Origin of the sequence: Aliiroseovarius sp. S253 (assembly GCF_049800855.1) — a bacterium.
Taxonomy (GTDB): Bacteria; Pseudomonadota; Alphaproteobacteria; order Rhodobacterales; family Rhodobacteraceae; genus Aliiroseovarius.
On record NZ_JBNAFW010000002.1, the window covers coordinates 161,825 to 176,707 of the forward strand.

Below are 14,883 nucleotides of genomic sequence, written 5' to 3' on the forward strand. Positions count from 1 at the left end.
GCCCTTGCAAACCCCCAGCGGTCCAGTTAATTCCCCCCTACCGCGCTCTGGTAGCTCAGCTGGATAGAGTACCTGACTACGAATCAGGGGGTCGGGGGTTCGAATCCTCCCCAGAGCGCCATTTTCCTTCTTCTTGCTGAATACCTGATGGATTTGTCCATTGTCTCATCTGCCCCATGCTGACCTGCTGGTGGCTGAACCGATTTGCTGGCGGCCTTTGACCGCATCTGCCGCTGCGATATAGGTGACAGTATGAGCAACCGGCCCCACCAGCATCTAACGTCCGTGAACGCCATTGATGGCGCAGGCACGAGATGCCGACTTGCACTAACAACCGAGACCCAGCCCTTGCTGGTCGAATGTGGGTCGGTCAGTGTCACCAGTGGCTTTGATGCAGCCGTTCTCGAACTGTCACGTGATCTTGGAGCATTGGCAGGAACAGCTGGTCTTACCGCGCCGGACATTGCGTCATTGCCTACCTATGCAGGTCTGGCAGTGTCATGGATCAGGGCATGGCGCAGTTGTATCGCTACGAGCTGAGCAATCGCTTACAGTAAGAAGCAGGGCAGCATGACAGACGTCACCATAACTTTGTGCAATCGTTGCACCTTCGACGGCACCAACCTGCATGACGACACGTTAGCCGGGACTGATCTGGCCCCAACCACGGCGATAAGCCCCCTGATGGATCAAGTCGGAATTTCACTGCTAGGCGCTCTGCGCGCGGCTGCGACCGATCCAGCCAGCCTTATTGGCAGCGCCGTGACAGATGTGACAATCGAAGGCAGGCAGCTGTCAGAACTGTTGCGTATCTCAAACGGACTCAGCAGTGTTCTATTTCTGGACAGTATTCCGTCACCCCCGCCCAGTTCGAGACTGATATGACCACTCACAGCATCGAGGCGCTTCGTTGCGCCGCCCGTCAGATATTCATGAAAGCCGTCGAGGCCGCCGACCCTGCCGTTGCGGTCCGGCAGGCGCTTACCCAAGCTCCGTTTCCAACGCCTGGACCAACCGGGCAATGCTATGTGATCAGCATCGGCAAAGCGGCACCCGCGATGATGCGTGAGGCGCTGAAACACATAGAAGGCCCGCACCGCGCCCTGTGTATCACCCACCCCGAGAACGAGGAACAGGTCGAAGGCGCGACGCTTCTGCAAGGCGCGCACCCTGTGCCAAATGACGGCAGCTTGGTGGCGGGACAAGCCGTGAAAGATCTGCTTGCACAGGCCGGAGCTGATGATCGCGTGATCGCCCTGATCTCGGGTGGTGGGTCGGCGCTGATGGCCCTGCCAGCACGCGACATTTCAATTAAGGATAAGGGAACAGTCAGCGCGCTTTTGCTGGGGGCGGGTATCGATATCACCCAAATGAACCTTGTGCGCCAACAGCTTAGCCAGCTGAAAGGCGGTGGCCTGCTGAGGGTTTCCGCCCCCGCGCCGGTGACGGCCTATATCCTGTCAGACGTGATCGGCGACGATCTAAGGGCGATTGCCAGCGGACCGACGGTGGCGCCCATTGGCACGCGGAAAGATGCCCGTGCGATCTGCGAAGCGGCGGGGGTTTGGCCGGATCTGCCACCTTCGGTCCAAATGCATCTGTCACAACCCGGCACACCCGAAGACCTGCCCCAAACCGCTCAGAACACTCTGATCGGATCGAACCGCCACAGCCTCCACGCAGCCCAAGCGGAAGCAAAAAGCATTGGCGCGGTTCAGATCGTCTCGGACATGTTTACCGGGGATGTGAAACACGCCGCCACCGTCCTTTTAGACGCGGCCGAGGCTGCGCCTTCCGGCACCTTGTCCGCACTTCTGGCGGGTGGCGAGACCACTGTGCAGCTAACCGGGACGGGCCGGGGTGGACGCAATCAAGAACTGGCGCTTCATGTGGCCATGGGCGCGGCTGAACGCGGATTGCAGGGGGATTGGGTCTTCCTAAGCGGCGGAACAGATGGGCGCGATGGTCCGACTGATGCGGCTGGTGGCATCGTGGACGCAGGCAGCTTGCATCGGATGGCTGCAGTAGGAGCAGATCCCGCCGCGCTTTTACAGAACAATGACAGCTACGCCGCCCTTGCGGCCTCGGGTGATCTGTTGATGACCGGTGCGACGGGCACCAATGTAGCCGACATTCAATGTTTTCTGATTTCCAAAACCTAGACTGACAAAGCTGGGCACCATCCTTTGGCGCCCACTTTGTCGACAGGTCAGTCCTTACCCAAGAAACTTGTGATCTCGGCCCCGACTTCTTCCCGTTGTGTGTACATCAACAGATGCCCGGCAGGGTACACATGCAGCTTGGCGTTCGGCAGCATGTTCGACAGCAGGATCTGATTGGTGATCGGAATTAGCCCGTCATACTGGCCAGCAATCACAAGCGCGGGCTGGGTCAGCGTGCGCAGCCATGGCAGGCTGGTCCAACCACACATCGCCCGCACCTGCGAGAAATACCCTTCGGGGCTGGGACGGATTGCGTGTTTCGAGTACTCGCGGAACTCCGCCGGGGCAAAGATCGCCTCGCCGCCATACATCAGGGGACCGATGAAATTACCATAAGCTTTGCTGGTAAAGCGCAGCGGGAACATGATTTCGGTCAGCGCAATGGGGGTTCCCCACCAGCTGCCAACACCACCCGCAGAACAGATGGCCAGCACCAGTTTCGCCACACGATCCGGGACCGTATGGGCGATCTGCTGCGCCAAGGCGCCGCCCCAAGAGATGCCGAGTATATCGAAGTTCTCGATCCCGACCTCGTCCAGCACCTTGAGGGTGAATTCGGCATAGTCCGGAATGGTCGAGATCCCGTCGATCATATGCGATCGGCCCGTGCCGGGCATATCAATCGCGATAAGGCAGCGGTCGTTGATCTCGTCCAACAGGGGCAAAAGCACCTCGATGGACTGGGCAAGACCGTTGCAGACCAGCAGCGGCGGAAGGTCCGAATTTACGACCCGATGGAAGTAACGGATCTTGGCTCCGTCCACCTCGATCATATGAAATTCGGACTGGTCGATGGTATCGATCACTTCTTGAACGCCCATTACCCCTCGCCCTCAAGCACATAGGTGCCGGGCGCATCGGCCAAACGCTTGTATTTGCGGTTGCCCAAAGTTTTGGCCGCCGCGCCGCGTTCGGCGGGGTTGTTCTGATCCAGCCATTCAAGCCAATGGGGCCACCAGCTGCCCTCGGTCAGCGTGGCGCTTTCCTGCCAGCTTTCCGCGCTGGACTGGTCCGAACCATCGGCCCAGAACTTGCGGCGAGTTTTAACCGGGTGATTGATCACAGTGCCCGAGACATGGCCACCTGTGGTCAGCACAAACTCGGTCGGGCCAGACACCAGATTGGTCGCGGTGAACGAGGTTTTCCACGGCACGATATGGTCGCCATCGGCTGCCAGAAAATAGCAAGGCACGTCGATCTTGTGTGTATCAACCGGCGTGTCGCAAATTGTCAGCGCGCCCGGCTGCATTAGCTTGTTCGCCATGTACATCTGCTCGACGTAATAGCTGTACCACTTGGCAGGCAGGTTCTGCGTGTCGGCGTTCCAGTAAAGCACATCGAACGGGGCAGGAGATTTACCCATCAGATAGTTCGAGACCACAAAGCCCCAGATGCTTTCGTTCACGTGCAGCATCGCCATTGCGTTGGCGATATCACGGCCCGGCGCGACTTTTTCGGACTTCAGACGCTGGTTATAGGCTTCGACCTGCGGCTCATCGATGAACACTTTAACCTGACCCGGATCCGAGAAATCGATCATCGACGACAAGAAGGTCGCGCTGCCAACCTTCGCTTTCAGGTCTTCCGGCATGACAGCCAAAGCGGCGATCAACATGGTGCCACCGTTACACCAGCTCATCATATCCACTGATTCCGATTTCGAGATTTCAGATACCGCACGCAGTGCTTCAAACACCCCGTCCGAGACATATTCGTCCCAGCCAAGCTCGCCCAGTTCAGGGGTCGGGTTACGCCATGCGATCATGTAAACGCTCTGCCCTTGCTCAAGCAGATAGCGGATCATGGATTTCTTTTCGTTCAGATCGAAGATGTAGAACTTGTTTACGCAGGGCGGCACGATCAGGATCGGTGCCTTGCGGGTCTTCGCGGCCATCGGCTTGTACTGGATCAGTTCAATCAGATCATTGCGATAGATGACCGAGCCCGGCGTCGTGGCAAGGTTTTTCCCAACTTCGAACGCATCCTCATCGGTGGTGCTGATATAGCCCTTCTCGAGGTCTTCCATCATGTTCTGATAGCCATCAATCAGGCTTTGCCCACCGGTTTCCTGCGCCAGTTTTTGCGCTTCAGGGTTGGTGGCAAGGAAATTCGAGGGCGACATGTTGTCGGCGGCAACGCGGGCGTAGAAGCTGAGCTTGTCTTGCTCCTGATCCGACAGACCGGCCTTATCGGCCATGTCCACCATCGCCTTGGCGGTCAATTCATACGAATGGCGCAGCAGTGGGAAGACACCTTCGTTCCACGCGTCACCCCGGAAGCGATGATCTTTGGACGGTTCGATTCCTTCGCCCGCTTTCAGCGCCGTGGTCATCCACAGCTTCGCCATGTCTTTCTGATAAGACATCCAAGTTTCAGCCCAGGCACCGAAGGGATTTTCCCCGGATTTATTCATGTCTTCCAGCAGTTTGAAAAATTCTTTGTTCATGCCGCGCGCCTTCTGATTCCGGTTTTCGCGCCGCAGTATCCCAACGAAATGCTTCACGAGTTTTTCAATACGGTTCTTTAGATCAGTTTTCGGCCGTCTCTCGGGCTGAATCTAACTTTCCCTGAAGCTTTTCGTCTTTCTCGGGAATCATCGAGGCCAACCCCTCGATCAAACCCGAAAGGTGTGCCGCTGGCACCTTATCTTCGATCTGCGACAGCATCAGCCCACCATAGACTTCCCACATCTGGGCCCGAAGCGCCTTGCCCGCATCGGTGATCCGCAGCACCCGACCGCGCCGATCGCTTGGCGCGGGGCATTGCGTGACAAGCCCGTCATCCACCATCCGCTTGATGGTCCGCGACAGGTTGGGCTGGTCGAACAGGGATTGGCGCTCCAACTCGTTTTGACGCATCCCCTCTTCTGCACGCTCCAACGCCCACAAGATGTCATACCACGCGGCTGACGGCAGGCGCGCGCGTTTCAGTTCGGACTCGAACGTTTGCGTGACCCGTTTGTGGGCGATGTTCAGAAGCACCCAGATCGCGGTTGTCTGATCATTTGGTTTCTTATCCATCTCACATTCCCGTTACCGGAGCGACTGCCGGCTTCCCTCATCGCTTTATATTAGATACATGCACATGCATCTAATAAGTTATCACACGTTGTCCTGCAACATGACAAAGGAGCCGACACAATGAAACCTCTTCTGACTGCAGTCACCCTTGGACTGGGCTTTGCCGCCGCTGGAACCGCCACCGCCGAGATCTATAAATTCGACCCCGGCCACACCGAAATCCGCTTCTATTACAACCACGCCGGCCTGTCCGAGCAATCGGGTCAGTGGAAAGTGATCGGTGGCGAAGTTGACTTTGACCCCGCGAATGTCGCGGCCACCAAAGTGACCGTTACCGTGGACCCGGCAAGCGTCGACACTGGTGTTGGTCCGCTGGACGATCACCTGAAGAGCGCCGATTTCTTCGACGTCGAGAACTTCCCCGAAATCACCTTCACCTCGACCGGCGTCGAGCAGACCTCGGACACCATGATCACGCTGGTGGGCGATCTGACCATCAAGGACAACACCAAGCCGATCACCATGAACTTCACCCTGAACCACAATGGCCCGCACCCGCTGGGCGAGTTCTTCGATTACTACCAAGGTGAATGGATCGGCGTTCAGGGTACCGGCGACATGCTGCGCTCGGACTATGGCGTGGGCATGTTCGCGCCCGTGACATCCGACGAAGTGCGTCTGGAAATCTCGGCCGAGATGCGCGCGGGCGGCTGGGAGTAACCCGTGCGCCTGACGAACACGACACAAAGCTGGGGGGCGCTTGCGCGCCTCCTGCACTGGGCGATAGCAGGGATCATCCTGTACTTGCTTGGGCTGGGTGTTTGGATGACACAGTTCGCGACCGACGCCTTGGCGCAGTTCCCGCTGGTGCAGACCCACAAAAGTTGGGGGTTCATTGTGTTCGTGCTGGCCGTGATCCGCGTGGTCTGGCGTCTGTTGAACCGCAAAGCACCCGCCCTGCCCGAACATATGCCTCCGCTGGAAAAGCTGGCGGCGAAGCTGGGGCATCTGGGGCTTTACGCCTTGATGTTCATCATGCCGCTGTCGGGGTGGTTGATGTCTTCAGCCTCGCCTTTGCAGGATCGGTTCGGCGTAAAGAACAAGGTGTTCAACTGGTTAGAGATGTACGACCCCTTCGTTCCGGGAAGCCAGGCCCTGGCAGACTTTTTCGCACAGGTACATTTCCTGTCCGCGATTGCCCTTGGCCTTCTTCTGCTCGGCCATGCCGGGGCGGCGATTTGGCATCATGTCCATCACAAGGATGACGTGTTAAACCGCATGACTTGGGGAAAGTGACCCCCAGAATGTAAAAAGGCCCGGCGCAGTGCCGGGCCTTTTCGTTCTCAAGCAGCGGAACGATCAGTTGTTGTCGTTCCCGATCGCGTTGGGATCGAACACATTTCCAAAACCGGAATTGTTCGACGACCCATCGCCACCTTCGTCCGAAGCACCCTCATCTTCGTTCTGCAGTGTGTTCGGAGCGAACACCCCACCGAAGCCCGAATTGTTGGACGGCTTAGGCGCCGATTGGGTTGCCCCACCTTCCGCACCTTCGGCGGCAGCTTTCTCGGCTGCATCCTTGGCGCGACGGTCACGCAGTTCCTGAATGCGCTTCTCGGTCTCAAGGCGCTTCTGCTCCTGAACACCAGCGATACATTGATCTGGGCTATAGGTCATGGCCGAAGCCGTGATCGAAACCACACCAATCACCAGCACGATCAAGGCAATCGCGGCCGGGTTGCGGCTGATCAGGCCCGGCACTTCGATCTTGCCGGCCAGTTCACCCACCGTGGCATCCTTGCGGGCCTCAGCGATCATCTTCTTACGCTTGATGTTCGCTTCGTTGATCAGTGCAAAGAAGACCGTCAGGGCCACGATCATGAAGGCCAAGGCCGAGATCGCCGGGGTGATCCCGTAACGTACCTTCTGTGCCAGTTCGATCGTCAGGGTCGGATACTCACCAAAGGTGAATGTGGTGGTGTTGTAGTTCTCGAACGAAGCGAGGAACGCCAGCACCGACGCCGACAGGATCGCGGGCATCATGAAGGGCATCAGCACCTTCCGGAACGCTTGCGCATGGGTTGCGCCCAAGTCCAAAGCAGCCTCGGTCAGCGCGATATCATAGCGCTGAAGGCGGGCCACCAGCACCAGCATGCAGTAGCTGGCGATGAAGGTGGACTGACCGATGATGGTCAGGAACAACCCGTTCGACAGGAAGCTATCTGCACCCAAACCCAGCATCCGGTTGATCCGGTCCCAGAACACCAGCGTCGATATACCGATCACAACGCCCGGGATCAGGATCGGAGCGATGATGATCGTGTAATAGGTCGCCCGAAGCTTCGGCCAGATCTGGGTCAGCATCAAAGCCCCTGCCAGACCCATCGAAACGGACATGATCACCGTACCAAACCCAACAAGGATCGAGTTCCAGATCCCGTTCAGGATACGCTCGTCCCTAAACAGCTCGCCGAACCAGTTGAAGGTCAGACACTCCCACGGCGTCATGCGCGGGAAGCTGGGCGAGTTGAATGCCGTCACCGACATGATGATCAGCGGGCCAAGCAGATAGGCGAAGAAGATGCCCAGATAGATCCAGATGGATACGCGAATGATTTTATCAGTCGTCATTTGCCAATATCCCCCATGTTCACTTTGAACACGCGCATCAGAGCAAGCACCAGCAGGATACAGGTGACAAGTAGGACGATCGCGTAGGCTGCACCTTGCGGCCAATCAGAGTTGTCGTTGAACTGCTGATAGATCAGCTGCGTGAACCACAGACTGGACGGTCCCCCAAGGATTTGGGGTGCGGCCAAGGCACCAGCGGACAGCATGAACACCATCGTACAGCCCGAGCTGATGCCCGGCTTGGCATAAGGAATGACCACCCGCTTGTGGATCCGCCACCACGGCGCACCAAGGTCGCGTGCGGCCTCGATCTGATTGTGATCAAGGCTTTCGATCACGTTGTAGATCGGGAAGATCATCAGAAGGATGTACGCATAGCCAAGACCCGCATAAAGCGCGATGTCGTTGCGGATGAAGTCAAAGGGCGTATCGAAAATCCCCGAGCCGACAAGCAGCGTGTTTATGACCCCGCTTTCGCCAAAGATGATACGCAACGCGAAAGCGCGCAGGATCTCGTTGATCCAGTAGGGGATGATCAGCATCAGCGCGAAAACGCGGATGTGGTTGCCCTTGTTCTGACCCAGATAATAGGCAATCGGATAGCACAGGATCAGATTGAAGATGGTCACACAGACGGCGGCCACCAGCGTGCGGAAGAACACGCGAAGGTCCACCGCATTGTAATCTTGCGACCCGCCTTCGGGGCCAAAGATCAGGTATTTATAGTTCTCGAGTGTATAGACATCCTTCGGCCCACCGATCTCGGGCGGGGGAAGGTTCGGACGGAACGAGAAGTCGAGCATCGACAGCTGCGGAAGAATGATCAGGCCAACGGTCCAAAAAAGGACCAGACCCAGCATCAAGGATCCCATCAGCGTGCCGTTCCGGTTGAAGAATTCCTTCAGGAAACCTGGCATCGCGTCTCTCCTTATTCCGCGGCCAATTCGCCGGCGGGGACAGCAACGGCGTTGTTGACCTCGTACTCCAGCGTCATGTCTTGGCCCGAGTGATCCTCAAACGACTGACCATGGTTGGGGATTGCGACCTTCAGCTCTTTACCGCCGTCACCTTCCATGAAGATGTTGAAGGTGTTGCCTTCGAATTCTTCATGATTGACCTTCGCGGTCACAAAATGATCGCCTTGCGTCCCGGTTGGGGCCAACGAAAGCGCTTCGGGACGGATGAACATCATCGCATCGTCACCCGCTTTCATTATGCCTTGGTTGGCGGTCGAGATGCGGGATAGAAGATCGCCCGACCGGTTGGTGCGGATCAGAGCTTGGTTGCCCCTTACCTCAAGCACCTTCCCGCGGAAGACGTTATTTTCACCCACGAAACTGGCTGCAAAGGCAGTCGCCGGATCGTTATAGATGGTTTTGCCATCCGCGATCTGGTCAATCACACCTGCGCGCATCACTGCGATGTCGTCCGACATGGTCAACGCTTCGCCTTGGTCATGCGTGATGTAGATGAAGGTAATGCCAACGCGCTTCTGAATTTCGCGAAGCTCGGTGCGCATATGTTGGCGTAGCTTCAGGTCCAATGCAGACAGCGGTTCGTCCAGCAGCAGCACGTCCGGTTCAGCGCAAAGCGCGCGGGCAATTGCCACACGCTGACGCTGACCGCCCGACAATTCGCTGGGCAGCTTGTCGCCCTGACCGGGCAGCGCGATCATGTCCAAAAGCTCGTCCGCGCGTTTGCGACGATCGCGGGCAGATGCACCTGCGATCTCCATCGAGAAGGTGATGTTTTCCCAGACTTTCATAAGGGGGAACAACGCAAGGTTCTGGAAAATCAGCGCGGTTGGGCGCTTGTTCGGCCCGATACCCTGCATGTTGTTTCCGCCGATCAGCACATTGCCTTCGCTGGGCTCAAGAAAGCCCGAAACGGCGCGCAGGATCGTGGTCTTGCCACAGCCCGACGGTCCTAGGAACGAGAAGAAGTCGCCCCCTTTGATGTGCACATTCGCGTCGCGCACCGCGACGAAATCTCCAAAGCGGATCCAGAGGTTTTCAAGATCGACGCCTACTCCGGCACTCATATGGTCTCTCCCCATAAACGGGTCGCTCACGCGCTGATCTCAGGCGTGCGACTGTGTTTCCAGACGTTTCAGTCAGTGTTTGGTGTGGCGCCCCCATCCGGTGATGGGGACGCGCAGATTTCAAGTCGCTTAGGCGCTCTTGAACTTGTTGACGAACTCGGTACGCACATCGGCGTACCAAGGCGCTTCAGCAGGCCAGGGGTTCAGGTTGGCCAGGCTGTCTCCCGGATAGGCTTCCGAGAAGTTCTTCTTGTAGGTGTCGCCCGAATAGGTGTCGGCACCCAGCACCGGCGAGTTATAGCCGTGGCTGTCAATCGCAACGCCTGCAGGCTGCTGACGGTAAGCGTATTCAATGAAGGCATAGACTTGCTCATCATTGGTTGCGCCAACCGGCATCGACATACCGTCGACCCATGCCATCGCACCTTCGACCGGAGCTTGATAGTGCACCGGCTCGCCTGCCGATTTCAGGGCAAGCGGCGGACCATCCCAAGTCTGACCAACCACAACGCCTTCGTTCAGAAGACCGTTCTTCTGGGTGTCAGCGTCGTTCCAGATCAGCTTGATGCGCGACTTGCGTGCGATACACCAATCAGCGATCTGACCCCATACTTTGCGCATGGTGTCTTCGTCGTTATAGGCAGCCCAGACCGAGCCCGGCTCCATCTCGCCCGACGCTTCCATGTACAGACCAGCGCCCAACATCATCGAGTGTGCACGGCCCATGGTCTTGCCAGCGTTTTCTTCCGACCAGACATCGCCATAGCTGGGTGCATCACCCGCTGGCAGCCATTTGTCGGTACGATAGGCGATACCTTCGGTGCCCCAGATATGCGGCAACCAGTGTGCGCCGCCACCTGCGAAGTTCCAGGCATCGGTGCCGATCTTGGCCATCGCCGGGTTCACAGCATCGATGTTCACCTTCGACAGATCGAAAGGCTTCAGAAGCTCAAGCGGCTCCCACTGCAGCGAACGGTTGTTGGTGGGCGACACGATGTCGAAGCCCTGGCCTTTGGTCGCTTTCATCTTGTTGATGATTTCTTCGTTCGACCCGATACCGGTGTAGTTCACCTTGATGCCGGTCTCGGCCTCGAAGCCCGCGATGAACTCGGGCGGCAGATAGTCGGACCACATCAGGATGTTGATCTCACCCGAGGACGCCAGCGCGTTCTTCACGTAAAGCGGCGTCGCAAGCGCGGCGGCACCCATCGTGGTTGCGCCTTTCAGCACAGAACGACGACTGAACTTGTTCTCTGTTGTCATTGTATTCTCCCGTTGGTTTTTAGTTTTTGTCTTGCGATAGTTTTTTTCATTATCCAGCACACCAATAGCGCCAGCTTTTATCGCTTGTTCGGTCCAGTTGAGATGCGCCAACTTGGCTTCTGGTCGCTTTTCGACCAGGTATTCGCAACAAACCGGGCACTCTATTTAATATTCCCCCTTTGTTTTCAAGTCTCTAAAGATCCAAGTGCAATCTGGATACATCAGCACCCCGGCACTTGATTTCACTGGACCGACTCCTCGGCCACCTTAGGAAGTGAACGACCTGAAAGGGGTATGTGTCAACAACTTAGACCCCACTGGTTTCGAATCCCTGTCAGATCGAAAGGCCAATAAGGGCAACCCCCCCTGCCATCAGGACCGCAGCCAGCAGACGGCGACGCCAATTGCCTTCACCCAAGAAGACGAAGCCAATCAACGCCGCGAAGATGACCGAAGTTTCTCGCAATGCCGACACCGCGCCAAGCGGCGCGAAGTTTTTGGCATAAAGCACAAGACCATAGGCAGCCATCGATACCATGCCCCCCAGAATGCCGATCATCCACGTGCGCCGGGACAATGCGCGGATCGCGTTTCCCCGTCGCAAGGCGATAAAACCCACGATGAAAATATGCAGCACCGAATGCCACGCCCAATAGGAAAGCGTATTGCCCGACAGCCGCACGCCGACCCCATCCACCAGCGAATAGCCCGAGATGCAAAACCCCGTTCCAAGGGCAAAGAACAGCGCCGCCCGACCGACCCCGTGGCGCAGGGCCGCCCAGCTTGAAATCTGAATGGCGACCGCGATCAAGGCGATGCCGTACCATGCTTGTGCGGGCAGTATCTCGCCCACGAACAGCATGGCCCACAGCGACACTAGCGCTGGCACAATGCCACGCGCGATGGGGTAAACGACGCTAAGGTCTCCGTGCTTATAGGCCTGACCCAGCATGTAGAAATAGCCAAAGTGGATCACCGTCGACGCAATCAGGTACGGCCAGCTTTCGGCTGAGGGCCATGGCAGCACCGCCACCATGGCCAAGCCGGGGATCACTTGGCCCAGCGCCACCAGACCCAACGTGGCCGTCCGATCCCCCGCCGTTTTCACGATGGTGTTCCATGTGGCGTGCAACAGCGCCGCCGACAGGATGATCAGGACGATGCCCGTGGTCATAAGGTCAGATCACATCTTCAAACAGTTGGCGCAGGTTTTCGCGTGTCAGTTCGACCGGGTTGCCGCCACAGCTGGGATCCTTGATGGCCCCTTCTACAAGAGCATCCATCTGATCGGCCGACACGCCCATCTCGGACAGTTTGCGCGGGATTTCGAAGCTGTCATTGAAGTCTTGAACGAAGCGTTGGAAGCCTATGAAGCCACCATCGATGCCCAGATAACCCGTTGCGCGGTCAAAGCGCTCGGCGATCTCGTCCGCATTGAACTCCAACACCGCTGGCATACACACCGCATTGGTCGTGCCGTGGTGCGTGTTGAAGATCGCGCCGACCGGGTGGGAAAGTGCATGGATCGCGCCCAATCCTTTTTGGAACGCGGTCGCGCCCATTGCGGCAGCGGACATAAGATGCGCCCGTGCCTCGAGGTCGGTGCCATCCGCATAGGCGCGCGGCAGATAGTCGATGACCAACCGCATCCCTTCCAGCGCGATGCCCTGCGACATCGGGTGGTAATGTGGGGACGAGAACGCCTCGACACAATGCGCGAAGGCATCCAGACCGGTGCCTGCGGTGATGAACTTGGGCATGCCCATGGTCAGTTCTGGGTCGGCAATCACGACCGCGGGCAGAACCTTGGGGTGGAAGATGATCTTCTTCTCATGCGTCTCGGAATTCGTAATGATCGAGGCACGACCCACTTCCGAGCCCGTCCCCGCCGTGGTCGGCACCGCGATGATCGGCGCAATCGCATCCGCATCTGCGCGGGTCCACCAATCGCCAATATCTTCGAAATCCCAGATCGGGCGGGTTTGGCCTGCGAAGAACGCAACCATCTTGCCCAGATCCAGCCCCGAGCCACCACCAAACGCAATCACGCCATCATGGTCGCCCGCCTTATAGGCTTCGACACCAGCATGCAGGTTGATCTCGGACGGGTTCGGGTCCACGTTGCTGAACATGCCACGGCCCAGACCGGCGGCATCCATGATATCCAGCGTCGTCTTGGTGATTGGCAGATCAGCAAGCCCCTTATCCGTCACCAAAAGTGGGCGCTTCATGCCCGCCTGCGCACAGGCCTCGGGCAGTTCCTTGATGCGGCCTGCGCCGAATTTCATAGCGGTCGGATAGGACCAGTTTCCAACAAGGCTCATGATGTCACCTTCTTCAGATGGTAGGATTTCGGGCGTGTCAGGTTGTGGAAGCCGATCACGGACAGCCCCCCTCCGCGCCCAGTGTTTTTGCAGCCGGTCCAGCACAGGCCAGGATCAAGATAGTCCGCACGGTTCATGAAAACTGTCCCCGTTTCGACCTGATCCCCAACGCGAGCGGCACGATCCACATCGCTGGTCCACAAGCTCGCCGTAAGACCGAACTCGCTGTCATTCATCAGCGCGATGGCTTCATCATCGGACGAGACCTTCATGATCCCCACCACTGGGCCAAAGCTTTCATCCCGCATCACCCGCATGTCGTGGGTGATGTTGGTCAGGATCTGGGGCGTCAGATAGGCGCCGCCATCATCCTCGGCGAAGGTGTCGATGTGGGCCACAGCACCATCAGCCAGCGCCTCGGAAATCTGCGCCCGCACTTCGTCTGCAAATCGCACATTGGCCATCGGACCTAGCGTGGTTTCCGGGTCCAGCGGATTGCCCAGCTTATAGCCCTTCACGATCTCGACCGCCTTGGCGACGAAGTCGTCATACAGGCTATCATGCACGTAAATCCGTTCGATCCCACAGCAACACTGGCCGGCGTTGAACATTGCGCCATCGATCAACGTGTCGACTGCCGCGTCCAGATCGGCATCTTCCATGACATAGCCCGGATCTTTGCCGCCCAGCTCGGTGCCCACGCCGGTAAACGTGCCCGCCGCCGCGCGTTCCATCGCCTGACCGCCGCCAACGGATCCCGTGAAGTTCACGAAGTCGAACGCATTACCCGCGATCAGATCATTGGTCACGTCATGGGACAGGAAGACATTCTGGAACACATCCGCGGGCACGCCCGCAGACGCAAACGCTGCCGCCATCCGCTCGCCCACCAACAAAGTCTGCGTCGCGTGTTTCAGAACCACCGTGTTCCCGGCAATCAGCGCAGGCGCGACGGTGTTGATCGCGGTCATGTAGGGATAGTTCCACGGCGCCACGACGAAGACCACGCCATGCGGCACGCGCTTGATGTAGCGCTTGAAGGTCGCATCCTCGCCCACCTCGATATCGGCCAGACTGTCTGCCGCGATCGACGCCATGTGGCTGGCGCGCTCATTGAACCCGCCGAACTCTCCGCCATAGCGCACCGGGCGGCCCATCATCTGGGCCAGTTCCGGCACGATCTCGTCATTCATTGCGCCAACGGCGGCCACACCTGCCATTACCAGGTCGATCCGCTCTTGCAGCGGACGGGTGGCCCAATCTGCCTGAGCAGTCCGCGCGTGCGACACCACTTCACGTGCTGCCTCAAGCGACAACACCTCTCGTTCAGCAAACACCGATCCGTCGATCGGCGAGATGCATTTCAATAGCTGTGACATTGT

Annotated in this window: 15 protein-coding genes and 1 tRNA gene; 6 read left to right on the forward strand and 10 right to left on the reverse strand. The window is 58.0% G+C overall.

What is annotated here, in order from left to right:
- Positions 1-44: 44 nt before the first annotated feature.
- From ACP15F_RS12270 to ACP15F_RS12285, 4 genes are all read left to right on the forward strand, one after another.
- Positions 45-121, forward strand: a tRNA-Arg gene (locus ACP15F_RS12270).
- Between the two features lie 131 nt (positions 122-252).
- Positions 253-540 (forward strand): hypothetical protein, encoded by a 288-nt coding sequence (locus tag ACP15F_RS12275; protein ID WP_424941119.1) that lies wholly within the window; start codon positions 253-255, stop codon positions 538-540.
- A gap of 30 nt (positions 541-570) precedes the next feature.
- Positions 571-885: a hypothetical protein gene (locus tag ACP15F_RS12280; protein ID WP_424941120.1), complete on the forward strand. Its 315-nt coding sequence runs from the start codon at positions 571-573 to the stop codon at positions 883-885.
- The gene (locus ACP15F_RS12285; RefSeq protein ID WP_424941121.1) at positions 882-2,162 is read left to right on the forward strand and encodes a glycerate kinase type-2 family protein; all 1,281 of its coding nucleotides are present in this window, start codon (positions 882-884) and stop codon (positions 2,160-2,162) included. The genes ACP15F_RS12280 and ACP15F_RS12285 overlap by 4 nt, the downstream gene beginning before the upstream one ends.
- 47 nt (positions 2,163-2,209) lie before the next feature.
- Here the strand turns inward: ACP15F_RS12285 and ACP15F_RS12290 are convergent, their stop codons facing one another.
- From ACP15F_RS12290 to ACP15F_RS12300, 3 genes are all read right to left on the reverse strand, one after another.
- Positions 2,210-3,043, reverse strand: coding sequence for an alpha/beta fold hydrolase (locus tag ACP15F_RS12290; RefSeq protein ID WP_424941122.1), 834 nt, complete (start codon positions 3,041-3,043; stop codon positions 2,210-2,212).
- The gene (locus tag ACP15F_RS12295) at positions 3,043-4,668 is read right to left on the reverse strand and encodes a PHA/PHB synthase family protein (RefSeq protein ID WP_424941123.1); all 1,626 of its coding nucleotides are present in this window, start codon (positions 4,666-4,668) and stop codon (positions 3,043-3,045) included. The genes ACP15F_RS12290 and ACP15F_RS12295 overlap by 1 nt, the downstream gene beginning before the upstream one ends.
- Before the next feature lie 82 nt (positions 4,669-4,750).
- On the reverse strand, positions 4,751-5,242 hold the full coding sequence (locus ACP15F_RS12300) for a MarR family winged helix-turn-helix transcriptional regulator (RefSeq protein ID WP_424941124.1): 492 nt from the start codon (positions 5,240-5,242) through the stop codon (positions 4,751-4,753).
- Positions 5,243-5,362: 120 nt separating this feature from the next.
- Here ACP15F_RS12300 and ACP15F_RS12305 point away from each other — a divergent pair, with 120 nt between their 5' ends.
- Together ACP15F_RS12305 and ACP15F_RS12310 are read left to right on the forward strand one after the other, a co-directional pair.
- Positions 5,363-5,962 carry a YceI family protein gene (locus ACP15F_RS12305; RefSeq protein WP_424941125.1) on the forward strand — a complete coding sequence of 200 codons (600 nt, stop codon included), beginning with the start codon at positions 5,363-5,365 and terminating at the stop codon, positions 5,960-5,962.
- 3 nt (positions 5,963-5,965) lie between these two features.
- The gene (locus ACP15F_RS12310) at positions 5,966-6,538 is read left to right on the forward strand and encodes a cytochrome b (protein WP_424941126.1); all 573 of its coding nucleotides are present in this window, start codon (positions 5,966-5,968) and stop codon (positions 6,536-6,538) included.
- Positions 6,539-6,601: 63 nt separating this feature from the next.
- On the opposite strand, the gene ACP15F_RS12315 is transcribed toward ACP15F_RS12310, so the two are convergent.
- The 7 genes from ACP15F_RS12315 to ACP15F_RS12345 form a co-directional block, all read right to left on the reverse strand.
- Entirely contained in the window at positions 6,602-7,873 is a 1,272-nt protein-coding gene (locus ACP15F_RS12315; protein WP_424941127.1) for an ABC transporter permease, read from the reverse strand.
- The gene (locus ACP15F_RS12320) at positions 7,870-8,790 is read right to left on the reverse strand and encodes an ABC transporter permease (protein WP_298563462.1); all 921 of its coding nucleotides are present in this window, start codon (positions 8,788-8,790) and stop codon (positions 7,870-7,872) included. The genes ACP15F_RS12315 and ACP15F_RS12320 overlap by 4 nt, the downstream gene beginning before the upstream one ends.
- Positions 8,791-8,801: 11 nt before the next feature.
- Positions 8,802-9,914: an ABC transporter ATP-binding protein gene (locus ACP15F_RS12325; protein WP_424941128.1), complete on the reverse strand. Its 1,113-nt coding sequence runs from the start codon at positions 9,912-9,914 to the stop codon at positions 8,802-8,804.
- Positions 9,915-10,043: 129 nt separating this feature from the next.
- The gene (locus ACP15F_RS12330; protein ID WP_424941129.1) at positions 10,044-11,177 is read right to left on the reverse strand and encodes an extracellular solute-binding protein; all 1,134 of its coding nucleotides are present in this window, start codon (positions 11,175-11,177) and stop codon (positions 10,044-10,046) included.
- Positions 11,178-11,511: 334 nt separating this feature from the next.
- A complete protein-coding gene (locus ACP15F_RS12335) occupies positions 11,512-12,351 on the reverse strand; it encodes an EamA family transporter (protein ID WP_424941130.1) in 840 nt (279 codons plus the stop codon).
- A 4-nt stretch (positions 12,352-12,355) separates the two neighbouring features.
- On the reverse strand, positions 12,356-13,501 hold the full coding sequence (locus ACP15F_RS12340) for an iron-containing alcohol dehydrogenase (RefSeq protein WP_424941131.1): 1,146 nt from the start codon (positions 13,499-13,501) through the stop codon (positions 12,356-12,358).
- Complete coding sequence (locus ACP15F_RS12345; protein ID WP_424941132.1) at positions 13,498-14,880, reverse strand: aldehyde dehydrogenase family protein; 1,383 nt, start codon at positions 14,878-14,880, stop codon at positions 13,498-13,500. Before ACP15F_RS12345 ends, ACP15F_RS12340 begins: the two co-directional genes overlap by 4 nt.
- Positions 14,881-14,883 lie beyond the last annotated feature (3 nt).

Coding starts and splice junctions, on each gene's coding strand:
- ACP15F_RS12275 (WP_424941119.1), top strand. CDS start 253: ATGAGCAACCGGCCCCACCAGCATCTAACGTCCGTGAACGCCATTGAT.
- ACP15F_RS12280 (WP_424941120.1), top strand. CDS start 571: ATGACAGACGTCACCATAACTTTGTGCAATCGTTGCACCTTCGACGGC.
- ACP15F_RS12285 (WP_424941121.1), top strand. CDS start 882: ATGACCACTCACAGCATCGAGGCGCTTCGTTGCGCCGCCCGTCAGATA.
- ACP15F_RS12290 (WP_424941122.1), bottom strand. CDS start 3,043: ATGGGCGTTCAAGAAGTGATCGATACCATCGACCAGTCCGAATTTCAT.
- ACP15F_RS12295 (WP_424941123.1), bottom strand. CDS start 4,668: ATGAACAAAGAATTTTTCAAACTGCTGGAAGACATGAATAAATCCGGG.
- ACP15F_RS12300 (WP_424941124.1), bottom strand. CDS start 5,242: ATGGATAAGAAACCAAATGATCAGACAACCGCGATCTGGGTGCTTCTG.
- ACP15F_RS12305 (WP_424941125.1), top strand. CDS start 5,363: ATGAAACCTCTTCTGACTGCAGTCACCCTTGGACTGGGCTTTGCCGCC.
- ACP15F_RS12315 (WP_424941127.1), bottom strand. CDS start 7,873: ATGACGACTGATAAAATCATTCGCGTATCCATCTGGATCTATCTGGGC.
- ACP15F_RS12320 (WP_298563462.1), bottom strand. CDS start 8,790: ATGCCAGGTTTCCTGAAGGAATTCTTCAACCGGAACGGCACGCTGATG.
- ACP15F_RS12325 (WP_424941128.1), bottom strand. CDS start 9,914: ATGAGTGCCGGAGTAGGCGTCGATCTTGAAAACCTCTGGATCCGCTTT.
- ACP15F_RS12330 (WP_424941129.1), bottom strand. CDS start 11,177: ATGACAACAGAGAACAAGTTCAGTCGTCGTTCTGTGCTGAAAGGCGCA.
- ACP15F_RS12335 (WP_424941130.1), bottom strand. CDS start 12,351: ATGACCACGGGCATCGTCCTGATCATCCTGTCGGCGGCGCTGTTGCAC.
- ACP15F_RS12340 (WP_424941131.1), bottom strand. CDS start 13,501: ATGAGCCTTGTTGGAAACTGGTCCTATCCGACCGCTATGAAATTCGGC.
- ACP15F_RS12345 (WP_424941132.1), bottom strand. CDS start 14,880: ATGTCACAGCTATTGAAATGCATCTCGCCGATCGACGGATCGGTGTTT.